The sequence below is a fragment of the Specibacter sp. AOP5-B1-6 genome, assembly GCF_052376555.1.
GTDB lineage: Bacteria > Actinomycetota > Actinomycetes > Actinomycetales > Micrococcaceae > Specibacter.
This window is the reverse complement of record NZ_JBQSVT010000008.1, coordinates 61,826-83,782: the sequence shown is the minus strand read 5'-3', so window position 1 is coordinate 83,782 and position 21,957 is coordinate 61,826. Positions and strand designations below refer to the sequence as shown.

Genomic DNA, 21,957 nt, shown 5'->3' with positions numbered 1-21,957 from the left:
GCGGCATTTTCCGTTTCGGCCCCTGCCCGAACGACCGTAGACTGGCTTTGAAAATGATCTCGAACGATATTGATGGAGTTACTGTGAGCATTGAGCGCACCCTTGTACTTGTAAAGCCCGACGGCGTCGCCCGCAACCTGTCCGGGGCCGTCCTGGCCCGCATCGAGGCCAAGGGCTACACCCTGGCCGAGCTGAAGAAGGTCAACGCCACGCGCGAGCAGCTTGAGGCACATTACGAAGAGCACGTCGGCAAGCCGTTCTACGAGCCGCTCGTTGAGTTCATGCTCTCCGGCCCGGTCGTCGCCGCCATCTTCGAGGGCCACCGCGTCATCGAAGGCTTCCGCGCCGTGGCCGGCACCACCGATCCCACCACCGCAGCACCCGGCACCATCCGCGGCGACTTTGGCCGCGACTGGGGCCTGAAGGTCCAGCAGAACCTGGTCCACGGCTCCGACTCGGTGGAGTCCGCCGAGCGCGAGATCGGCATCTGGTTCGCCTAAGCGCGACTTTTTTGCCTGAAGTACGACGACGAAGGGCACCTTCCGTGTGGAAGGTGCCCTTCGTCGTCGTACTTTCCGCTAAAAACGCTCGCTCACTTCCGGGGCATTAAACACCAACGCTCCTGCTGCGGAATGCAGGAGCGTTGGCCAAAACAGTCCCACAACTGCAGGAGCGTTTGTCGGCGGGTCAGGCGTTGGAGGGGATGATCAGGTACATGAACTTGAAGAAGATGGAGGCCAGGACGGCCAGGTAGAGCAGGGCGACGATGACCCAGGCCCAATTGTTGAGGAACTTGGTGAGCGCCGGCGGGGCCGGGATGACGCCGTGATTGATGTTGCGGATGGTGGTCCAGACGAAGAGCGGGATCATCATGGCCCACACCACCATGCAGTAGGGGCACAGGAGCGCGAGGGTGTACACGGCGGTGAACCAGAACCAGACCACCAGGGCCATCCCGGCGGTGATGCCCACTTGCAGGCCGAACCAGTACCAGCGCGCCAGTCGGGCACCGGCCAGCAGGACCATGCCGGTGGTGATGACGACGGCGAACGCCACAACGCCGATGAACGGGTTGGGGAAGCCGAGCAGGCCTGCTTCGGGTGTCTTCATGACGTCGCTGCAGGAGATCCAGGAGTTGAAGTCGCAGCTGGCTGTGGCGTTCGGGTCCTTGTAAAGTTCGACCCGTTCAAGCACCAGGGTGAACGATGCGATCCATGCAATTGCGCCGGCAATAACCAGAAACCAGCCAAACGGTCTGGCACGTGCCATGGCGGGCTTGTCCAAATCTGCCGGGCCGCGGGTGGAAGCTTCAGTGCTGGGCATGACGTCCTATTCATCGAGACCGGTGATTGAGTCCTGATTGTAGCGCGAGTTTCTTGGCGCGCCCTGCGTGAAACGGCGCTGTGGCATGGCGCGTATGAGACAATGAAATCGGCTGATCGGCGATCCACATGCGCCCCTCAGTCCAATGGCACGCCTCCGGCTGCCGGTGACGACACTGCCACTGCGTGCAGCCATCCACCGGCCGGATTCCGCAAACCATTGGCTTTTTAGAGCTTGCGCACCCAGAAGTTGGTGCCGCCTGGAAAGTAATTAGACGACTTCCGTCAGCGCCCGCGGGTGTTGGCACATCTGCCGCTGCCGGCACCCGATGTGGGGGTGTCGACTCGGCGCGAAAGTAACGCCCACAATGGATAAAGAACAGACAGCTCCGGACAGCACAGAGGCAGCGGCCCCCGCCAAGGCAAAAGCCACACGCTCGCGCCGGGCAACGTCGGCAGTAGCCAGCCCCGCCAGCAGTGACGCTGCACAAACCAGCACTTCCCAAGCAGGCACCGCTGCCGACGCCGCAACTGAAGTGGCCGCCCCGGCCAAGAAGGCCCCGGCACGCCGCAGCCGCGCCAAGAAAACGGAACCGGCAGCAACGGCAGCTGCGGGCGCATCCGAACCGTCGCTGCTGGATGAAATAGCGGAGCCTGCCCAGTCGGCCGCGGCCCCGGCAGCTGTCGAGCCCGCAACGGCTGAGCCTGCTGCAGCACCGGCAAAGCGTGCCACCCGCCGCCGGGCCACCGCGCCCGTGACTGCCCCTGCGGCAGCGCAGCATGAAAACGGTGTCCAAGGCGAACTGAGCCTGGCCGGAGATGACTCCGAAGCGCCGGCAGCAAAGGCACCGGCCAAACGCACCCGCTCGGCGAAGGCGCCCGTCACCGCCACAGCCGATACCAAGACCCCCGAAACCAAGACAGCGGAAACCAAGACCACTGCAACCAAGGCCCGTGGCTCAAGGCGTGCCGCCTCCAGTGCCGGATCAGTGTCAATATCAGGTCAGGCCGCGGTTCCCGCCGAATCCGCTGCTGAATCTGCTGCCGGCTCCGCCTCGGCTCCGGCCGAAGCGCCTGCCTCTGCACCGGCCGTGAAGGCTCCCGCACGCCGGGCGAGCAGGAAGGCGGCCGCGCCAGCCGGACCGGCGCCAGTCCAGAGCGAAATTTCCCTCGACAGCGATGCCGGCGATTCCGCAGCGCCCGCCACAGCTGACGCCGCAGAAACGCCCGCCGCAGCACCCAAGTCCACCCGCAGCCGCCGCAGGCCTGCAGGCAAGTCCGCCGCCGCAGAGTCCGAGACTGTCGTTGATTCGGTTGCTGCCGCAACGCCCGAATCCGCAAACGGCCCGGCAACCAACGCCGCAACAAACGCCAGCGCCGCGGCTGACACCGAAGCAGCCCCGGAAGCTGCCGGCGTGCTGCCCGCGACTGCGGACAGCACGGAGACAGCTGCTGCCGACTCCTTGTTCGTGTCCCCGTCCGCAGGCATGTCGGCATTGTTCCTGGCACCCGATTTGAGCCTGGCCGCGCCTGCCGCAGCCACCCATGAAGACCGCGATGGCAACGAAGACGGTGCCACCGGCAAGAGCGAGGGCCACGATGGCGAACGCCACGGCCGTTCACGGGGCCGCAACCGCCGGAACCGGGGCAACGATTCCGAAGCCCCCGAGGCACAGGACGCCGGTGACAGCGCAGCTGCCGAGACGGACACTGAAGATACCGACGACGGCGTGACCTCGCGTCGCCGCCGTCGCCGCCGCCGCGGCGACCAGGACCTGGAGCTGACGGGAGGATCCGACGAGGATCCGCCCAACACCGTCACCCGGGTCCGCGCCCCACGGGCCCCCGCCGACACCGGAGCCGGCGACCCCAACCGGGTCACCAGCCTGCGCGGCTCCACCCGTCTCGAAGCGAAGAAGCAGCGCCGCCGCGACTCACGCGACTCCGGCCGCCGCCGCACCGTCATCACCGAGGCCGAGTTCCTGGCCCGCCGTGAATCAGTTGACCGTGTCATGGTGGTTCGCCAAGGCGAAGACCGGATCCAGATCGGCGTCCTGGAAGACGGCATCCTGGCCGAACACTTTGTCTCCAAGACCCAGCAGGACTCCCTCATCGGCAACGTGTACGTGGGCAAGGTCCAGAACGTGCTGCCCAGCATGGAAGCCGCCTTCGTCGACATTGGCCGCGGCCGCAACGCCGTCCTGTACGCAGGTGAGGTTGATTGGGATGCCGCAAACCTCAACGGCCAGCCGCGCCGCATCGAAAACGCCCTGAAATCGGGCGACCCGGTGCTGGTCCAGGTTTCCAAGGATCCCGTGGGCCACAAGGGTGCCCGCCTGACCAGCCAGATTTCGCTGCCCGGCCGCTACCTGGTGTTTGTGCCCGGTGGTTCCATGACAGGCATCTCACGCAAGCTGCCCGACGTCGAACGCAACCGCCTCAAGCGCGTCCTCAAGGACCACCTGCCCGAAAACGCCGGCGTCATTGTCCGCACGGCCGCCGAGGGTGCCAGCGAGGAAGAGCTCACCAACGACATCAACCGGCTGCGCGCCCAGTGGGCCGGCATCAACGAGCGGGCCTCGTCGCACAAGACGCTCGCCCGGGAAATGCTCTACGGCGAACCCGACCTGACCATCAAGGTGGTCCGTGACGTGTTCAATGAAGACTTCACCAAGCTCATCGTCTCCGGCGAGGACGCCTGGGACACCATCGAGGCCTACGTGACGTACGTGGCCCCGGACCTCCTTGACCGCCTGGAAAAGTGGACCAAGCCCGAGGACATCTTCGCCGCACATCGCATCGACGAGCAGATCAACAAGGCCCTGGAACGCAAGGTCTTCCTGCCCTCCGGCGGCTCGCTCGTCATCGACCGCACCGAGGCCATGACGGTGGTTGACGTCAACACCGGCAAGTTCACCGGTTCCGGCGGCAACCTGGAAGAAACGGTCACCAAGAACAACCTGGAAGCGGCCGAAGAAGTCGTCCGCCAGCTCCGCCTGCGTGACATCGGCGGCATCATTGTCATCGACTTCATCGACATGGTCCTGGAATCCAACCGCGACCTGGTGCTCCGGCGCCTGGTTGAATGCCTGGGCCGGGACCGCACCAAGCACCAGGTCGCCGAAGTCACCTCGCTGGGCCTCGTGCAGATGACGCGCAAGCGCATGGGCACCGGGCTCCTCGAGGTATTTGGCGAGCAGTGCCCCACGTGCGCCGGCCGCGGCATGGTCACCCACGAGATTCCCGTCGAGCACCGCCGCACGCACAGCCCCGCCGTGGAAGCTGCACAGATCCACGGTGCCAAGCCCGAACACCGCGAGAGCGAACGCACCGCCAACCGCTCAACCCGCAGCGAACGCAAGCGCAACCGCAACCGCGGCCAGCAGCAGGAAACGGAGCAGCACGACGCCGCCCCCGTCCAGGTGCCGGACGAGGCAAGCGAGGCACAAAAGGCGCAAAAGGCCCACGAAGCCCGCGCCGCCCTGGCGAACATTGCCGCGGCCGCTGCAGCCTCGCACCATGAGCACGACGGCGGACAGCCGCACAGTGCCGCCGTTGCAGAGGGTGCTGCGGCGCCTGCCGAAACGACTGAAACGGCCGACGGCGCCACGCTCACCTTTGGCGGGGAAGCCATCGAGCTCCCTCGTGGACACCGCAGCGAAAGCGGCGGCAGCGCGGAAGAACACAATGCCGACCAGGCGGCAGCGCTGGCCGGACTGGCGCAGGCGCTGGACCCGCTGGCAGCGCCCGGCCAGGACCAGCCGCACGACACCTCCGCCGAGGCAGGGGGTGACAACCGGTCACGGTCCTCACGCCGGGGACGCCGCAACCGCAGTGCACGCAGTGCGCAGGGGGGTGCGGACATGACCGTGGAGACCTCGGTTGCAACATCTGCCGGTCAGGGTTCGGCGCCGCACGTGAGTGCTGCAGCTGACATTCCAGCAGCCGCACCAGCCGTGAAACCTAGCAGTGGCCCGATCATTTTGGGTGTGGGAGTGCCGGCTTCGGAACTCTAGTTCCTGACAAGCCATGGGACAGCCCGCAGTTGTTGTCGAAGACCGTGTTTGAACGCGGTCTTCGACACCAACTGCGGGTTTTTTCTTTAACCGGCGGGGCTCGGGCTAGGGTGGAGATCGACACGGGGTGCTGCGCCATCAGGGCGGGCTGAGACAATACCCGTTGAACCTGCCCGGTTAGCACCGGCGAAGGGATGTCCCCATGAGCACCAGCACATTAAAATCTTCAAGCCGCGAAGCTGTTCCCACGGAAAATGTCGACACGGAAAATTTCGACACGGAAAATGTTGCGGGCACGCCCGCACCAGCACGGCATCCCAAGGTCGGGAACCCCGGGGTACTGCACCCCAGAATACTGAGCATTGCGGGGTCAGACCCCTCCGGGGGAGCCGGCGTCCAGGCCGACATCAAGTCCATTTCAGCCCACGGCGGTTATGCCATGGCCGCGATCACGGCCCTGACCGCCCAAAACACCCGCGGAGTGCAGGGTGTCCACGTCCCACCGGCAGATTTCCTCATCGCCCAGCTGGACGCCGTTGCCGCAGACATCACAATAGACGCGGTAAAGATTGGCATGCTGGGCACAGAAGAGGTGATGGACGCGGTCGCCGGCTGGTTGGCGCGGACCCGCCCGCCCGTCGTCGTGCTTGATCCTGTCATGGTGGCCACCAGCGGGGACGTGCTCGTGCTCCCGGCAGCACGCCGGGCCTTGCTGGCAATCATCAAAAACGCGCACTTGGTGACCCCCAACATTCCTGAGCTGGCCGTGCTGCTCGACCTGCCGGAGGCTGCCGGTTGGCAGGAAGCCGTGCGGCAGGGCAGGGAGCTGGCCGCAGCACACCACGTCCTGGTCCTCGTGAAGGGTGGTCATCTGCCGGGGGACCAGTGTCCCGATGCGCTTGTCGCACCGGATGGCACGGTCCAGGAGTTCCAGGCAGCCCGCATCGACACGGCCAACACCCACGGCACGGGATGCTCATTGTCGGCTGCGGTGGCCACGCTGCAGGTGCAAACCGGCGACTGGCAGGCAAGTGTGTCCCTGGCGAAAGAGTGGCTGGGGCGTGCACTCGAGACCTCCGCGGCGCTGCAGGTGGGCGCCGGTGCGGGACCGATCAACCATTTGCACGCACTGTGGGAGCACGCGGCGCTACGGCCAGGGGGCTTCAGCAACGAACTCTGGGAGGCATGTGAGCCGCAGCGCCGGGCCATCTTTGCCCTTGACTTCATCAAGGAACTGGCGTCAGGCACCCTGCAGGGCCACCATTTCGCCTACTACCTCGCCCAGGATGCGTTGTACCTGGGCAGCTATTCCAAGGTCCTGGCCCGGGCAAGTGCCTTGGCGCCCACCGAGGCCGAGCAGAAATTCTGGGCCGGCGGCGCCCAAAACTGCCTCGAGGTGGAAATGGTGCTGCACCGCGACTGGCTCCGCGACCACCCTGCGGGGCTGGAGCAGGGGCCGGTCACCAAACATTATGTGGACCACCTGCAGGCCGTGGCCTTCTCCGGAAGCTACGGCGAAGTCGTTGCCGCCGTGCTGCCGTGTTATTGGCTGTACGCGGAGGTGGGGCGCGTGCTGCACGCCGACTACCTCGCGTTTGCGGGGGAGCACCCCTATGGTGCCTGGCTGGCGACGTACGCCGACGATGACTTTGCGCAGGCAACGGCAACTGCCGTCAGCATCATGGATGCAGCGGCTCGGCGGGGATCGGCCCTGGAACGTGGACGCATGCGGGCGGCCTTTGCCCATTCGGCGCAGTACGAGGTGGACTTCTTTGCAGCCCCGCACAGCCAACTGGCAGGCGCGTTGTCAGGCGCGAACATCGGTGCAGGTGATTAACACCACGCGCTGTTCGCAAGGAAACGCCGCGGCACTGGCCAAAAATGGCAATAATTGGCGACAGTCGCGCTAGTGTTGATGAGTACGGTTTCAGGAACCACGCAGCGTCACCGTCGAAACAATGTTTTGGCGGCAGGGTGCAGGGGACCCGGAACCAGTCTCATTTGCTCCCGGAGGCAGAATTAGCGTATTCTTGATCTTCGGTGCTTACGCCAACACCTAGGGCAACCACTCCATGGCAGAACTCCATTGAGGTCCACGGCGTTGAGGCACATAGTATGCACCCCGCGTCTGTTCATTCTTGAACTGCGGCGCATGCGGTTGGTGGCGATCAAATCTGATCCAAGCCGGCATAAAAACTTTGTAATAAACGTCGAGAGAAGTGAGTTCCCCAGTGGTGTACGCGATTGTCCGCGCAGGCGGCCGTCAAGAAAAGGTTTCCGTAGGAGACCACGTGACCATGAACCGCGTCCCCGGTGGAGTTGGCAGCACGCTTGAGCTGCCCGCTTTGCTCTTGGTTGATGGTGACAAGCTCACCACAGCCGCGAAGGACCTGGCTAGTGTAAAGGTTACGGCTGAGAAGTTGGAGGATCTTCGCGGGCCGAAGATCGTCATCCAGAAGTTCAAGAACAAGACCGGCTACAAGAAGCGCCAGGGTCACCGTCAGGAACTGTCCAAGGTCAAGATCACCTCAATCGCTTAATTAGCGACTGCGGTTCGATCCACTTAGATACTTTTAGTAAAAAGGCAGGCATTTTCAAATGGCACATAAAAAAGGTGCGAGTTCCACTCGCAACGGTCGTGACTCCAACGCTCAGTACCTGGGCGTAAAGCGCTTCGGCGGTCAAGTTGTCAAGGCTGGCGAAATCATCGTCCGCCAGCGCGGCACCCACTTCCACCCCGGTGAGGGTGTTGGTCGTGGCAAGGATGACACGCTGTTCGCATTGGACGCAGGCGCAGTCGAGTTCGGTCAGCGTCGCGGACGTCGCGTCGTGAACATCGTTGCAGCTGCGGTCTAATACCAAAGCTTTTCCAGTGGAGCGGGCCGCATGGCTCGCTCCACTGGCTTTTAACACAGCGTTTCAGTCAGTTTTTCCCACCGGCCGGCATCAGGCCTTGGTCCCCCACGGGACTAGAATTAGTGCGAAACAGCAAGTTTCTACTCAAGGAGATTTCATTGGCCAGCTTCGTTGACCGGGTTGTTCTGCAGGTATCCGGCGGGACTGGCGGCCACGGCTGCGTCTCGGTTCACAGTGAAAAGTTCAAACCGTTGGGCGGGCCCGACGGCGGCAAGGGCGGCGATGGCGGCAGCGTCACCTTCCGCGTCAGCGACCAGACCACCACCTTGCTTGACTTCCATCACGCACCCCACCGCCGCGGCGGCAACGGCCAGCCCGGCATGGGCGACTGGCGCGACGGCAAGGACGGGAATTCGCTGATCCTGGAGGTTCCCGACGGCACGGTCATCAAGGACCGGGACGGCAATGTACTGGCGGACCTCGTGGGAATCGGCACCGAGTACATTGCTGCGGCAGGTGGCCAGGGCGGGCTTGGCAACAATGCCCTTTCCTCACTGAAGCGCAAGGCCCCGGGCTTTGCACTGTTGGGCATTGCCGGCACAGAGGCTGACATTGTCCTTGAGCTGAAGTCCATTGCCGACATCGCGTTGGTGGGCTTCCCGTCCGCCGGCAAATCCAGTCTCATCGCTGCCATGTCCGCGGCACGGCCCAAGATTGCCGACTACCCCTTCACAACCCTGATCCCCAATCTGGGCGTTGTCCAGGCAGGAGACGTCCGCTTCACCATGGCCGACGTGCCGGGCCTCATCGAGGGCGCCAGCGAAGGCAAGGGCCTGGGTCATAACTTCCTGCGTCACGTGGAGCGTTGCGCCGCGATTGTGCATGTCCTTGACTGTGCAGCACTCGAGGCCGACCGCGACCCGGTTACTGACCTGGCCGTCATTGAGCGTGAACTCGACCGCTACTCCGTTGACATGAGCTTTGCCGGCTCCGACGGCGACGTTGTCCCGTTGAATGCGCGCCCGCGCTTGATTGCCTTGAACAAGGTTGATTCCCCCGACGGCCGCGACATGGCCGGATTTGTCCGATCTGACTTGGAAGCCCGCGGCTACCGTGTCTTCGAGGTGTCGGCTGCAAGCCACGAAGGCCTGAAGGCCCTGGGTTACGCCATGGCAGAAATTGTCACGGCGGCCCGCCAGGAAGTTATCGACAGCCCCGTCAAGGTTGCCCCCGTCGTTCTGCGCCCCCGTGCCGTCAACGAATCATCGTTCACGATCCACCGCGAGGAGCGTAACCTGACTCCGTTGTTCCGCGTTCGCGGTGAAAAGCCCGAGCGTTGGGTTGAGCAGACCGATTTCCAGAACGAAGAGGCCATCGGCTACTTGGCGGACCGGCTGGCGAAGGCCGGTGTCGAGAAGGAACTCTTCAGGATCGGTGCCACGCCAGGAGACACCGTGGTCATTGGCGGAGACAACGGCATGATCTTCGACTGGGAGCCCACCATGATGGGTGGCGCCGAGCACCTGGCCGCACCCCGCGGCACCGACCTGCGCCTGCTCGACCTGGGGGACCGCCCCACGCGTTCACAAAAGCGCCAGGAGCAGCAGGACCGCCGTGACGCCAAGGCAGCAGGCCGCGCCGAGCTCGAAGCAGAACGCCAGGCCGGCATTTGGACTGAAACTCACAACCGCCAGGCCACCAAGGCGCAATTCATCGAAGACGAATTGGCGGCTGAAGACGACAACGAAAAGACAGGTGAATCACAGAAGTAATGGATTTGGGATTAACAGGAGACAGTTTGCAAGGACAGCCCGCATCGCTTAAAACACGGCGTGGGATTGCCACCGCGGCACGAATAGTTGTCAAGGTCGGTTCGTCGTCCTTGACCTCTGTTGCGGGGGGCCTTTCGGAGGAGGCGCTCGTACAGCTCGTGGACGTGCTGGCGCGGCGGCATCAGGCGGGCACCGAGATCATCCTGGTTTCTTCCGGGGCCATTGCTGCAGGGCTGCTTCCGCTGGGCCTGTCCCGACGTCCCAAGGACCTGGCCACCCAGCAGGCCGCAGCCAGCGTGGGCCAGGGCTTGCTGATGGCACACTACAACCAGGTCTTTGCCTCCCACGGTGTGACCGCCTCGCAGGTCCTGCTGACCTCCGAGGACCTGACCCGCCGGCACCAGTACGTCAATGCGCACCGTGCCCTGGACCGCCTGCTCAATCTTGGCGTCATTCCCATTGTCAATGAAAATGACACCGTGGCCACCCACGAGATCCGCTTTGGTGACAATGACAGGCTGGCCGCGCTCGTGGCGCACCTGATCAAGGCCGACGCCCTCGTGCTGCTCTCGGATGTCGATTCCCTGTACGACGGCCCTCCGTCGGAAGGGGCCACACGCATCAGCCAGGTTGACTCACCCGAGGATCTTGAAGGCATTGTCATTGGCACGGCAGGCGCCGCCGGAGTGGGCACGGGAGGCATGGCCACCAAGGTCCAGGCTGCCATGATCGCCGCCGAAACAGGCATTCCAGCCCTGGTGACCTCCACTGTTCAGGCCGGGGCGGCTCTGGCAGGGGAGGACGTTGGAACCTGGTTTGGCATCAATGGCAGCAAGCGCCCCGTGCGCATGCTGTGGTTGGCCCACCTGGCAGACATTCGTGGCCGCCTGGTGCTCGACGACGGCGCCGTGCGCGCTGTCAGCGAGAGGCACAAGTCTGTGCTCCCCGCCGGGATAACGTCCGTCACCGGGGACTTTGATGCCGGTGACGCCGTTGAAATCAGTGATTCCCAGGGCAACGTGTTCGCCCATGGCCTGGTGAACTACCGCCATTCGGACCTGCCGCAAATGCTGGGACGCAAAACCAAGGCCCTGGCCAAGGAATTGGGCCGCGAGTTTGAGCGTGAAGTGGTCCATGTTGATGATCTGGTGCTGCTGCCCGGATAATCTGCGGCCCGCTGCAACATCTGCCTGCGTGGCCTAGACTTGGGACATGACCGAGCAGATTGTTGAACAAAATATTGCCGCCGAAGTTCGGACCATCACCGACCGCGCCCGCAGAGCCGCCCGTCGCATGGCCGGAGCCAACCGGGCCTGGAAGGACAAGGGCCTGCGCGCCATTGCCAAGGCGCTGTTGGAAAACCAGGAGACCATCCTCGCCGCCAACGCCAAGGACGTGGCAAACGGTCGGGACAACGGCACCTCGGTGCCGATGCTCGACAGGCTCACGCTGACGGGACCGCGGGTTCAGGGGCTGGCCGATGCGCTGGAAAACCTGGCCACCCTGCCGGACCCCGTGGGGAATGTGGTGCGGGGCCAGACCCTGCCCAACGGCCTGCGCATGCGCCAGATCAACGTCCCCATGGGGGTCGTGGCAGCCATCTACGAGGCCCGCCCCAATGTCACGGTTGACATCGCCGGCCTGGCGCTGAAAAGCGGAAATGCCGTGATCCTGCGCGGCGGCACGGCAGCCGCCAACACCAACAAGGCGCTGCTGGGCATCCTGCGCGACGCCCTGGACCGTGTCGGCCTGCCCTCAGACGCCGTGCAGTCTGTTGACCAGTTCGGCCGCGAGGGTGCCAACCTCATCATGAAGGCGCGCGGAGCGGTTGACGTGTTGATTCCCCGGGGCGGCCGCGAGCTGATCCAAACAGTGGTGAACAACGCAGCCGTGCCCGTCATCGAAACTGGTGAAGGCAACGTCCACATCTTCATTGACAGCAGTGCCAAGGAAGAAATGAGCGTCGACATCCTGTTGAACGCCAAGACCCACCGGCCCAGCGTGTGCAACACGGTGGAGACCCTGCTGGTGCACAAGGACGCCACTGTGCTGCCGGCCGTGCTCACCGCGCTGGCGAAGGCAGGCGTGCGGCTGCACGTCGATGAGCGGGTGCAGGCAGTGCTGCCCGCCGGTGTCACGGCCACCCCGGCCACCGACGAGGACTGGGCCACCGAGTACATGGACCTTGACCTTGCCGTAAAGATGGTCGACTCCATGCCGGAGGCCCTCGAGCACATCCGCACGTGGAGCACCGGGCACACCGAGGCGATCATCACCAACGATCTGGCCAACGCCGAAATTTTTATTGCCGAGATTGATTCGGCGGCCGTCATTGTGAATGCCAGCACACGGTTCACGGACGGCGGCGAGCTGGGGCTGGGTGCCGAGGTGGGCATCTCAACCCAAAAGCTGCACGCCCGCGGGCCCATGGGGCTGACGGAACTGACCACCACGAAGTGGATTGTGCAGGGCGAAGGCCAGGTCCGCGGCTAATCCGCAACTGCTCCCCAATTGCAGTCGCCTGCACGTCTGGGATTGGTGCACCTCGGAGCTGGGGCCCATCTGCCAAGGGCTTTGCTGCGCGCCGGTGTGCCAGTGCGCCCCGATAGCACGTACCATTAGAAGGAATTCAAGGAACAATCGGACCGGCTGCGGTGACACCACCGCCCGGCCACGCACCCAAGGGGAGAAATAATGCTGACCCAGCTTGCCGGCGTCGTACTGGCTGCCGCAGAAGAACATGAGCTTGCGCCGTTGATTGCGCCGCCATACGTGATTGGCGGTGTCATGCTTGCGTTTCTGCTGACGCTGATGATTGTGTGTGTGTCGTTCATGAACTTGGGCAACCGCCACTCAGCAGTCGAGGCAACTGACGACCCTCACCGCCAGCACACCAACAAGCACCTGCATGGCGACGATTCGGCGTCCTCCAATCACTGAGGAAACACTCCGGGTGCCTTCGACTGAGGGCGCCCGGAACCGTCTCCGCATCGGAGTCATGGGTGGCACGTTTGATCCGATCCACCATGGTCACCTTGTCGCAGCCAGCGAGGTTGCGAGTGTTTTTAAGCTTGATGAAGTTATTTTCGTGCCCACGGGACAGCCGTGGCAGAAGGTCAAGAGTCAGGTCAGCGCCGCTGAACACCGCTACCTGATGACTGTCATTGCCACCGCGGCAAACCCGCAATTCACGGTGAGCCGCGTGGACATTGACAGACCCGGACCCACTTTCACCATCGACACCTTGCGGGACTTGCGCCGCCTCCGCCCGGATGCGGACTTGTTCTTCATCACAGGAGCCGATGCCATGGCCCAGATCATGTCATGGAAAGACAGCGACGAACTCTGGGATCTGGCCCATTTCGTGGGCGTCACCCGCCCCGGGCACGTGCTCGATGGGAGGGGCCGCAAGAATGTAAGTTTGTTGGAAGTCCCTGCCATGGCGATCTCTTCAACTGATTGCCGCAAGCGCGTGGCGGAGCAGAACCCCGTCTGGTACCTGGTGCCCGACGGTGTGGTGCAATATATCGCCAAGTATGGTCTGTACGTTCAACCCGGCGACAATGCCAGCGCGGGCATTGTGCCGGTGACTTCGAGAACCGAATGAGTAATAAATGAGCAAGGAAACGGAGCCGATTCGCAGCCGCAGGCAAATGCGGGAGCAGTCGGCACAAGCAAATGGCACCGCGGGCGTCCCCACGGTGCCTGTCAAGGCTGCGCCCAAGGCGCCGGAATCCGCTGCTGCCAGTCAGGCAACTGTTGATGCCGCCCCAGCTGGGGCAGCGAGAGCTGATGCAGCGCCAGTTGCTGCAGCGCCAGCCGGCTCTGCCACAAAGGTGCCCGCAGCACCGGTGACTGCCCCGCGCAGCGAATCGGCGGCACCACGAGGCGAACGCCAGTCCCAGACACGCGCCCGTGACAGGGCCGCCCTGCGCGCCTACAAGGAGCTCATCGACCCGCCCGGACTCAGCCCGCTGCCGTCCAGGCGCGCACTGCGCCAGGCGCAACTGGACGCCGAACGGGCACCGGTGACCGCGGTCAACCCGGTCGTATCCGTCACCGCGCCCGGTCTGCCGCCCAAGGGCCCGCAGACCCAGCAGTCGCCCCATGTGAATGAACCGGCATCGGAGCAGGCAACCGACGCGGACATTCAGTCAGAAACGGATGTTCAGTCAGGCACAGCTGTTCAGTCAGGCTCGGATCTTCAGTCAGGCACAGCCGGGCAGGACGCAGCGCTCCCCGAGGAGGGTTCGGCCCCGCCCGCCCCTCCTGCGAAGCTTGTTGAATCAGGGCAGCCTGTGCCAACAGCGCTGCCCACACAACCGGCCCCTCCGGTTGAACAGCCCAAGGGCATGCCGACGACCGCCCCGCCGCGCAACCGTGCAGGCCGCCGGGCCGCAGTGGCCGCCCCGGCGAAGTCCGGCGCGTCCAGTGGCGCGCCGTCCAAGCAGCAGGGCCCCAAGCATCCTTCCGCAATGGACCAGCTGCCGCTCACCAGCCCTGCAGATTCACCCGCGGATCAGACATCGGGAACAGCCGACGCAGCAACAGAAGCGCCAGCAACTGGTAACGGAGAAACAGCTGCCGCCGACGCCGGCCAAGCGTCTTCGAAGTATGCTCCGTTGCCAGGATTGGTTCCTGGCGGCAGCTACTACCCGGTGACCGCCGGCCCCCGGGCGGCAACACCGGCCGCGGTCCCAACTTCGACCGGTTCAATTTCCGCTGTACCGCCCGCTACGGTCCCGCCCACGACCGAGGAACTGCGGGTGTTGGCGGCGGAACGCGCTGACGCAGAACGTGCCGCGATCCTCAGCGAGCGTGCCCAGGCACGGGAACGACTGGCCCAGGAGAGTGCCAAAAACCGTCGGCAGCCCGCCGACCCCACGGCCACCAACAACCTGGCCATGGTGACGCCGCTGGAATTCGTCGAGGTCCCCGGCGCCGAACGCCCGGTGATGCGTCCGCCCACCACAACGCACATCCCGGTCGTGACTCGGTCAACTCCGCGCCAGGGCGCCGCCAGGCGCACGCCTCCGAAGCCGCCGCCGGCGCCTGCCCGGACAGCAGCACAGACTGCCGATGAGCAGCTGCCCGACGAACAGTCGGGAACAGCAGCCGCGAGTGCCGAAACCGCGGCTGCCCAGCCGCACGCCAAACCCCAGGAAGCCGTGCCCAACGTCAGTGCAGAGCGTTTCGACGCAGCCCTGGCCGCCCGGGCCGGCCACCGCCCCGGGCCGGGCAACCGGCCGCTTACCGGCGGGCGCAGCAGCACGCTCAAGCGGGCCGAAGCGATGGCCACCGGCGGACAGCGGACGGTGCCTCCCGCCGTCGGACCTGCCGACGTCCAGCGCTCACAAATGCCTCCCATACCTGCCGACTACGCCCATGGACTTGAACCATTGGATGCCGTCACCGCGGGACTGGGCCGGACCAAGCGCAACATGCTGATCCAGTGGGGGAGCGTCGTCGCCGGCGGCGCGGCCCTGGTTGTTGGCGTCATCATGTTTATCACCGCCCTTGCACGCTAAATTTTTCACCAATCAAAGGAAACAGCAGTGACCGCAACAGAACAGTCAATCCACCTGGCACGCGCAGCGGCGCGTGCGGCATCGGACAAGCTGGCCCTTAACGTGACAGCCATCGATGTCAGTGAACGCTTGGCGATCACGGACATTTTCTTCATTGCCTCGGCAGCAACCGAACGCCAGGTCAACGCCATCGTTGACGGCATTGAAGATGAGCTGCACAAGTTCAACCTGCGCCCGGTGCGCCGCGAAGGCCGTTCCGGCGGCCGCTGGGTGCTCCTTGACTACGCAGACATCGTTGTGCACGTCCAGCACGAAGAAGACCGTGTGTTCTATGCCCTCGAACGCCTCTATGGGGACTGCCCCGTCATTGACCTGCAGCTGGGGGAGCTGGATCCGTCAGCGAAGGCTGCAGAAGCGCCCGCTGAAGAATCGATTATCGAAAACTAACCCCTCTCAGGGGCTCAGGAATGGATATTGTCACTTGATGGTTTCTACTGCACCCGAGCGCTCAGTTTTACAACCCGCCGGTCCACGCCGGCGGGTTATTTTTTGGCGCCACGGAAGGACATCCTGGAATGCTGCCCGGCGGTTTCAAGGCCAGAGTGACATTCCGCTGGACGCTGTGGGCACGTCCCAGGCCAATCGTGCCGCGGCGCTGTTGGCCGGAAAACTCGTTTCCAGCGGCGTGACCGGAACACCGGTCAAAATCGTTTCCTCAGATCTGTCCCGCGCCTTTTCCACGGCACAGGCCTTGGCTGCGCTCACCGGCAGCGAGGTCCTGGTGGATCAGCGGCTGCGCGAAACGTTTGGCGGTGAGTGGGAGGGCAAGACCTTCGACGAGATCACCACCGGCTTTCCGGAGCAGATCCAGCGCTGGCAGCAGGACGAACCCGGCATCCGTGCCGGTGGTGGTGAAACGCGTGTGGAAGTGGCCCAGCGGATGGTGGACGCCATCTTGGAGGGCGTGCAGCTGCTGCCGGATGGTGGCACCCTGGTGGTCGCAACCCACGGCGGGGCAACCCGTGTGGCACTGGCCAAGATGCTGGGCCTGCCCGAACAGTTGTGGAGGACGCTGTCGGGGCTCTCAAACTGTCATTGGTCCGTCGTGGAGGCCTCCCAATCCGCGGCTGCGGGAACCGGAGAAGGCAAGTGGCGCCTGCTTGAACACAATGTTGGCACGCTTCCCGAGCCGTATGAAAGACCCGAAGATTTGGCCGAACCGATTGAAGATTAATCGGGTCCACGGGCCCGATTTGGCAGCAGGACAAAAGGTGTTCTAGGATAGACAGGTTGCTTCAGCCAAGACCGACAGGTCAAGGGCGGGGAAACAAGATTGAACAGTGTTTGGGGCTGTGGCGCAGCTGGTAGCGCACCTGCATGGCATGCAGGGGGTCAGGGGTTCGAGTCCCCTCAGCTCCACCAAACACACCGTGAAGTGGAAACGCGAGCGGTGGTTTGCAACTGAATAATGAGTTTTTGTTTTGGGGCTGTGGCGCAGCTGGTAGCGCACCTGCATGGCATGCAGGGGGTCAGGGGTTCGAGTCCCCTCAGCTCCACCAAAAATTGAAGTCCGAGTTCTTGTCTGCCAATTGGCGGAGAAGAGCTCGGACTTTTTTGTGCCTGGCTGTAGCACAGGGCGGGTCCGGAGGTGCCGGTAGCCACCCGACACAATCCCGAAAACGACGCCAAAAGCCGTCACTGGTATAACAACCATGGGTTATGATTTCGAAATCAGCAGTCTCCCACCGTTGCGGCCTGGATGTGGACGCGAGGGCGTGCGGCATCAAGGCGACAAAAGGACGGTCATGGACACCTTCACCCCCACCACTGATCCGGTGCTGAACAGCCTGGCGTTGTCCGCGCTGGTCTCGCTGATTCCGCTGCTGACCTTCTTCATTTTGTTGGCAATATGCAAATTCAAGGCCCACGTCGCCGGCGGGTGGGCGCTGCTGGCGGCAGTCGTGGTGGCTGTGGTGGCGTTCCGGATGCCCATCCTGCTGGCCGGGCTGGCCGCCACTGAGGGTGCCGTGTTTGGGGTCTTTCCGATCTTGTGGATCGTGGTCATGGCAGTGTGGCTGTACCAGGTGACCGTCCTGAGCGGGCGCTTCGACGACCTTCGCAAGGTCTTTGACATTGTGGGCAACGGCGACATCCGCATTCAAAGCATCCTGGTTGCCTTTTGTTTTGGCGGGCTGCTCGAAGCCCTTGCCGGTTTCGGTGCGCCGGTGGCCATTACTGCCACCATGCTGCTGGCCCTGGGGCTGGCACCCTTGCGTGCGGCGGCTGCGGTGCTGGTCGCCAACACCGCCCCGGTTGCTTTCGGCGCCATCGGCATTCCGATCACCACGGCCGGTGCGTTGACCGGACTGGACCCGGCGCACATCGGCGCGATTATTGGGCACCAGGCACCGTTGCTGGCAACATTTGTCCCGTTGATCCTGCTGATCATTCTTGACGGCTGGCGCGGGATCAAGGACTGCTGGCCTGCGGCCCTGGTGACCGGGCTCGCCTTTGCACTGGCCCAGTACTTCAGTGCGACCTACTTCTCCTACGAACTCACCGACATTGTTGCCTCGCTGTTCGCCATGGGCGTGGCCGTGGTGTTCCTGCGTTTCTGGACGCCCAAGAACCGTGAGGCCGCCCGTGAGCGTCTGACGGTTCATGCACAGGCAGCCACGGGCTCTGCTGCCGGGGCCGGCGCTGGGGCCGCACCTGCCGGGACCGCATCTTCCGCCGGGACCAAGGCCGGGGTTGCCGGCGGCCTCGCGCTCACGCCGGGGCGCACCTGGTTGGCCTTGTTTCCGTACCTGCTGGTCATCGTCGTCTTTGCGGTGGCGAAGTTGTGGAAGTGGGGCATGGACGTGCCCACCTGGCTCGCCTCCACCGACCTGAAAATCCAGTGGCCGGGGCTGCACGGGAAAGTCGTTGGCCCCGACGGCCTCCCCGTGGGGGCCACCATCTTCAATTTCTCCTGGCTTTCCAGCCCTGGCACCCTGTTGCTGATCACCGGACTGATTGTTGCCGTATGTTATTCAAAGTTCGACGGCGGCGGGCAGTTCCGGCTGCACGTCTCCGATGCGCTGCTGGAGATTTGGCGGACAATAGTGAACATGCGGTTCGCGGGCCTGACCATCATCTGCGTGTTGGCCCTGGCCTACGTCATGAACTTGTCCGGCCAGACGGTCAGCATTGGCACGTGGCTGGCCGGGACGGGGGCGTTCTTTGCCTTCCTCTCGCCAGTCCTGGGCTGGCTGGGGACCGCGGTGACAGGCTCAGACACCTCCTCCAACGCCTTGTTCGCGAAACTTCAGCAGACAGCCGGCCTGAATGCGGGCATCGATCCCAACCTGTTGGTTGCTGCCAACACCTCAGGTGGCGTCGTGGGCAAGCTGATCAGTCCGCAAAACTTGGCCATTGCCGCGACAGCCGTAAAAATGGACGGCCAGGAATCGGTGATTCTGCGCAAGGTCGTGGGCTGGAGCGTCGGCATGCTGCTCGTGTTGTGCATCCTCGTGTACCTGCAGTCCACGCCGGTTCTGTCGTGGATGCTGCCAACGCCATAACAGGCGGCTGGCTGCGGGGGAGCGGCCATAGGTGGGACAATGGCGGGGTGCCCAGCTCAGACCCCGCCCCCAGCCCCGCCCCCAGTCCAGACTCCAGCGCTGAACCCAGTCCCGAACCCCGTGCCGCCGAATCGTTGAGGTGTCCCTGCCTGGGCGGGGAGAGCTATGGGAATTGCTGCGCAAAATACATCACCACGGCCGGCGGGCCACATGCCCTGTTCCCGCCAACGGCCGAGGCGTTGATGCGCTCCCGCTTCAGCGCCTTTGCCCTGGGGGATGCCGACTACCTTCTTCGCACCTGGCACCCCGACACCCGCCCCAGCTCACTTGAGCTGGACCCTGACCAGCAGTGGTACCTGCTGGAAATCCTGGGCACCGAGCGGGGCGGATACTTTGACCAGGAAGGCGTCGTCAGCTTCCGCGCCCACTACCGTTCAGCGGTCAACCGCAAACTCAAGGACGCGCTGACCGAAACCAGCAGTTTTACCCGCCAGGACAGGCAATGGCTTTATGTGGAGGCGCTGGAGCTTCAGTAGTCTTCCTCCTCGCCCGGTCCGGGCTCTGTTTTTGGCGGCGCAGCATGGCTGCCCGGCGTTGCGGCTGCTGTTTCCTGTTCGGCCAGGGCCCGGCGGGCATGCAGGATGTCGCCAATGAACCAGTCGTACAGCAGCACACCGATCACGCCGCCAATCAGCGGCCCGATGATGGGCACCCAGAAATACCAGCTGAAGCCGCCTGGCCCGGCAACAGTGCCCGGCATGGCGACTTCACCCCAACCCGCAATCCAGGCAAAGACGCGGGGGCCGAAGTCACGGGCGGGATTGATGGCATATCCGGCGTTTGCGCCGAAGGACATGCCGATGGCGGCCACGGCAAAACCAATCATGAGCGGACCCAGGTTGGCCTTGACTGCCATGTTGCGCATGTCAATGATGGCCACGATGAAGATCACCAGGAAAGCCGTGCCCACGATCTGGTCAATCAGCGGAATGGTCAGATTGCCGTTGAAGTACGGTGCCGGGAACGTGGCGAAAATGGAGAAGGTGATGAAACCTTTTCCGGAGTCCCTGGGCTGGTCCCCGAGTGCCTTGTTGAATGCGTCAATGGCGTTGTAATACACCACATACAGCAGCGCGGCCGCGGCAAACGCACCCACCACCTGCGCCACAATGTAGGGGATGACCTTGTTCCAGGGGAACTTGCGCCGAACGGCAAAGGCAAGGGTGACGGCCGGGTTGATGTGGGCGCCGCTCACACCGCCGGCAACATAAACTCCAAGGGTCACGGCCAACGCCCAACCCCAGGTGATGAGCAGCCAGTCTCCGGCGCCTTGGAAAAAGATGTTGTCCCCGGCTGTGCGGCCACTGCCAGGGAGTGCCGCGACGGCCATGGCGACAACTCCGTCGCCAAAACAAATCAAAACAAAAGTGCCGAGGAATTCTGCGAGGAGTTCTCCCCACAATCCGCCGACACGCTTTAGTCCGCTGCCCTCACGAACGGTTCTCCGCAGCGGGGTGATCTCACTCATATCCATCATCCTTCGAGTCGTCGACGACGGCGACGTATCTTGACTGAGGTGACTGACCCCAGTATACGGCCTATGTGATCTTTGGCACCTGGGCCGATGCCACCACTTAACGGTCCATTTGCTGCCCTGTAGAGTGGGCAGGTGGAGCAAAACAGCAGCGTTGAGGGCATTGGATTTGATTTTGGTCTGCTGCGGCGGTATCCCGACATCGAGGCGGCGAACCTGTTTGCCCACGACGCCAGCGATGAGCTGATTCTCCGGGAAGCATCAGCAGCGCTGGCGGTGGCAGAGGCCGGCACGGTCACCATTGTGGGGGACAGATACGGGGCCTTGACGCTGGCCGCGGCGGGTGTGCACGGCCTGGCGGGCCTGCGTGTGCACCAGGACGGGCTCTCCGGCGAACTCGCCCTGGCGGCCAATGCTGAACGGGCGGAGCTCACAGGAACGTTCGCGTCGATGACGCTCGCTGCCGGGTTGCTCGACGGCGCCGAGGTGGTCCTGTGGCAGCTTCCCCGCAGCCTTGATGAAATCGCGGAAGTGGCCAACCTGATCCGCGCCCACGCGTCCCCCGATGTCCGGGTCTTTGCCGCGGGCCGGGTCAAGCACATGACGCTGGCCATGAACTCGGTGCTGGCGGAACGTTTTTCACAGGTCGTCCCGGGACGTGCCTGGCGCAAGTCGCGCCCGCTGCAGCTCAGCGGCCCGCTCAAGGAGGCCCCGGCGTCGAGCTTCCCGCGGACGGAACACCACCCGGACCTGGACCTGTGGCTCTGCGCCCACGGGGCAACGTTCGGCGGCACCAAGGTCGACGTTGGAACCCGGTTCCTGCTCGAATTCATCCCCGACATGCGCCCGGACGCAGCCACTGCCATCGACCTGGGTGCGGGCAACGGCACCATCGCTGCGGCGCTGGCCATGGCCCGCCCCGGACTGCGGGTCATCGCCACCGACCAGTCGGCCGCAGCGGTGGCATCCACAGCCGCAACGGCCTTGGCGAACGGCCTGTCCGGACAGATTGAGGCGGTCCGCGACGACGCCCTGGGCAGCTTCGCCCCGGCGTCGGCCGAGCTGATTGTGCTCAACCCGCCCTTCCATGTCGGCGCCACGGTCCATGCCGGGATTGCGCTCAAGCTGTTTGCCGCAGCCGCACGGGTGCTGGCCCCCGGCGGTGAACTGTGGTGTGTGTACAACCGCCACTTGGAGTACAAGGCGGCATTGGGGAAGACAGTCGGCCCCACACGGGTGGCCGGACGCAACAGCAAATTCACGGTCACCGTTTCAACCAAGCCCGCCACAACCGAGCCTGCTGGCATCAAGTCATAGCCGAAGCATGCCCGGTCCGCCGTGGCGTGCACCTGCGCCGGCCCGCCGC

At 64.1% G+C, this 21,957-nt stretch carries 18 protein-coding genes, 2 tRNA genes and 1 riboswitch; of the genes, 18 read left to right on the top strand and 2 right to left on the bottom strand.

Annotation, left to right across the window (positions count from 1 at the left end; translation table 11 throughout):
* Positions 1–83: 83 nt before the first annotated feature.
* Positions 84–500: a nucleoside-diphosphate kinase gene (gene ndk / locus ACT3TS_RS05900; protein ID WP_444530562.1), complete on the top strand. Its 417-nt coding sequence runs from the start codon at positions 84–86 to the stop codon at positions 498–500.
* Between the two features lie 187 nt (positions 501–687).
* On the opposite strand, the gene ACT3TS_RS05895 is transcribed toward ndk, so the two are convergent.
* Entirely contained in the window at positions 688–1,323 is a 636-nt protein-coding gene (locus ACT3TS_RS05895) for a vitamin K epoxide reductase family protein (RefSeq protein WP_444530561.1), read from the bottom strand.
* Between the two features lie 367 nt (positions 1,324–1,690).
* Here ACT3TS_RS05895 and ACT3TS_RS05890 point away from each other — a divergent pair, with 367 nt between their 5' ends.
* The 16 genes from ACT3TS_RS05890 to ACT3TS_RS05815 all read left to right on the top strand — a co-directional run bounded on the left by ACT3TS_RS05890 (position 1,691) and on the right by ACT3TS_RS05815 (position 19,593).
* Positions 1,691–5,338, top strand: a complete 3,648-nt coding sequence (locus ACT3TS_RS05890) for an Rne/Rng family ribonuclease (protein ID WP_444530560.1) — start codon at positions 1,691–1,693, stop codon at positions 5,336–5,338.
* Positions 5,339–5,451: 113 nt separating this feature from the next.
* Positions 5,452–5,550, top strand: a riboswitch (TPP riboswitch).
* Positions 5,541–7,175 carry a bifunctional hydroxymethylpyrimidine kinase/phosphomethylpyrimidine kinase gene (locus ACT3TS_RS05885; RefSeq protein ID WP_444530559.1) on the top strand — a complete coding sequence of 545 codons (1,635 nt, stop codon included), beginning with the start codon at positions 5,541–5,543 and terminating at the stop codon, positions 7,173–7,175. (Overlaps the previous riboswitch by 10 nt.)
* A 394-nt stretch (positions 7,176–7,569) precedes the next feature.
* Complete coding sequence (gene rplU / locus ACT3TS_RS05880) at positions 7,570–7,878, top strand: 50S ribosomal protein L21 (RefSeq protein ID WP_444530610.1); 309 nt, start codon at positions 7,570–7,572, stop codon at positions 7,876–7,878.
* A 58-nt stretch (positions 7,879–7,936) separates the two neighbouring features.
* The gene (rpmA, locus tag ACT3TS_RS05875) at positions 7,937–8,194 is read left to right on the top strand and encodes a 50S ribosomal protein L27 (RefSeq protein ID WP_082357843.1); all 258 of its coding nucleotides are present in this window, start codon (positions 7,937–7,939) and stop codon (positions 8,192–8,194) included.
* 158 nt (positions 8,195–8,352) lie between these two features.
* Positions 8,353–9,966: a GTPase ObgE gene (obgE, locus tag ACT3TS_RS05870; protein ID WP_444530558.1), complete on the top strand. Its 1,614-nt coding sequence runs from the start codon at positions 8,353–8,355 to the stop codon at positions 9,964–9,966.
* Positions 9,966–11,132 (top strand): glutamate 5-kinase, encoded by a 1,167-nt coding sequence (proB, locus tag ACT3TS_RS05865; protein WP_444530557.1) that lies wholly within the window; start codon positions 9,966–9,968, stop codon positions 11,130–11,132. The genes obgE and proB overlap by 1 nt, the downstream gene beginning before the upstream one ends.
* Before the next feature lie 46 nt (positions 11,133–11,178).
* Positions 11,179–12,459: a glutamate-5-semialdehyde dehydrogenase gene (locus ACT3TS_RS05860; RefSeq protein ID WP_444530556.1), complete on the top strand. Its 1,281-nt coding sequence runs from the start codon at positions 11,179–11,181 to the stop codon at positions 12,457–12,459.
* 201 nt (positions 12,460–12,660) lie between these two features.
* Positions 12,661–12,906, top strand: coding sequence for a hypothetical protein (locus tag ACT3TS_RS05855; protein WP_444530555.1), 246 nt, complete (start codon positions 12,661–12,663; stop codon positions 12,904–12,906).
* A complete protein-coding gene (nadD, locus tag ACT3TS_RS05850; protein WP_444530554.1) occupies positions 12,875–13,573 on the top strand; it encodes a nicotinate-nucleotide adenylyltransferase in 699 nt (232 codons plus the stop codon). Before ACT3TS_RS05855 ends, nadD begins: the two co-directional genes overlap by 32 nt.
* Positions 13,574–13,580: 7 nt before the next feature.
* Positions 13,581–15,494: a hypothetical protein gene (locus ACT3TS_RS05845; protein ID WP_444530553.1), complete on the top strand. Its 1,914-nt coding sequence runs from the start codon at positions 13,581–13,583 to the stop codon at positions 15,492–15,494.
* A 27-nt stretch (positions 15,495–15,521) separates the two neighbouring features.
* A complete protein-coding gene (gene rsfS / locus ACT3TS_RS05840) occupies positions 15,522–15,941 on the top strand; it encodes a ribosome silencing factor (RefSeq protein WP_444530552.1) in 420 nt (139 codons plus the stop codon).
* Between the two features lie 37 nt (positions 15,942–15,978).
* Positions 15,979–16,728, top strand: a complete 750-nt coding sequence (locus ACT3TS_RS05835) for a histidine phosphatase family protein (protein ID WP_444530551.1) — start codon at positions 15,979–15,981, stop codon at positions 16,726–16,728.
* Between the two features lie 112 nt (positions 16,729–16,840).
* A tRNA-Ala gene (locus tag ACT3TS_RS05830) sits at positions 16,841–16,916 on the top strand.
* A 61-nt stretch (positions 16,917–16,977) separates the two neighbouring features.
* Positions 16,978–17,053, top strand: a tRNA-Ala gene (locus ACT3TS_RS05825).
* 246 nt (positions 17,054–17,299) lie between these two features.
* Entirely contained in the window at positions 17,300–19,057 is a 1,758-nt protein-coding gene (locus tag ACT3TS_RS05820; RefSeq protein ID WP_444530550.1) for an L-lactate permease, read from the top strand.
* 47 nt (positions 19,058–19,104) lie between these two features.
* Positions 19,105–19,593 (top strand): YchJ family protein, encoded by a 489-nt coding sequence (locus ACT3TS_RS05815; protein ID WP_444530549.1) that lies wholly within the window; start codon positions 19,105–19,107, stop codon positions 19,591–19,593.
* Here the strand turns inward: ACT3TS_RS05815 and ACT3TS_RS05810 are convergent.
* A complete protein-coding gene (locus ACT3TS_RS05810; RefSeq protein WP_444530548.1) occupies positions 19,587–20,585 on the bottom strand; it encodes an MIP/aquaporin family protein in 999 nt (332 codons plus the stop codon). The two genes, ACT3TS_RS05815 and ACT3TS_RS05810, sit on opposite strands and share 7 nt — an antisense overlap.
* A 141-nt stretch (positions 20,586–20,726) precedes the next feature.
* Between ACT3TS_RS05810 and ACT3TS_RS05805 the strand changes: the two genes are divergently transcribed.
* Positions 20,727–21,908: a class I SAM-dependent methyltransferase gene (locus ACT3TS_RS05805; protein WP_444530547.1), complete on the top strand. Its 1,182-nt coding sequence runs from the start codon at positions 20,727–20,729 to the stop codon at positions 21,906–21,908.
* Positions 21,909–21,957 lie beyond the last annotated feature (49 nt).

Bases quoted from the DNA above. Each gene is read 5' to 3' on its own strand.
- ACT3TS_RS05895 (WP_444530561.1), bottom strand. From the start codon at position 1,323: ATGCCCAGCACTGAAGCTTCCACCCGCGGCCCGGCAGATTTGGACAAG.
- ACT3TS_RS05890 (WP_444530560.1), top strand. From the start codon at position 1,691: ATGGATAAAGAACAGACAGCTCCGGACAGCACAGAGGCAGCGGCCCCC.
- ACT3TS_RS05885 (WP_444530559.1), top strand. From the start codon at position 5,541: ATGAGCACCAGCACATTAAAATCTTCAAGCCGCGAAGCTGTTCCCACG.
- rpmA (WP_082357843.1), top strand. From the start codon at position 7,937: ATGGCACATAAAAAAGGTGCGAGTTCCACTCGCAACGGTCGTGACTCC.
- proB (WP_444530557.1), top strand. From the start codon at position 9,966: ATGGATTTGGGATTAACAGGAGACAGTTTGCAAGGACAGCCCGCATCG.
- ACT3TS_RS05860 (WP_444530556.1), top strand. From the start codon at position 11,179: ATGACCGAGCAGATTGTTGAACAAAATATTGCCGCCGAAGTTCGGACC.
- ACT3TS_RS05855 (WP_444530555.1), top strand. From the start codon at position 12,661: ATGCTGACCCAGCTTGCCGGCGTCGTACTGGCTGCCGCAGAAGAACAT.
- nadD (WP_444530554.1), top strand. From the start codon at position 12,875: ATGGCGACGATTCGGCGTCCTCCAATCACTGAGGAAACACTCCGGGTG.
- ACT3TS_RS05845 (WP_444530553.1), top strand. From the start codon at position 13,581: ATGAGCAAGGAAACGGAGCCGATTCGCAGCCGCAGGCAAATGCGGGAG.
- ACT3TS_RS05835 (WP_444530551.1), top strand. From the start codon at position 15,979: ATGGTTTCTACTGCACCCGAGCGCTCAGTTTTACAACCCGCCGGTCCA.
- ACT3TS_RS05820 (WP_444530550.1), top strand. From the start codon at position 17,300: ATGGACACCTTCACCCCCACCACTGATCCGGTGCTGAACAGCCTGGCG.
- ACT3TS_RS05810 (WP_444530548.1), bottom strand. From the start codon at position 20,585: ATGAGTGAGATCACCCCGCTGCGGAGAACCGTTCGTGAGGGCAGCGGA.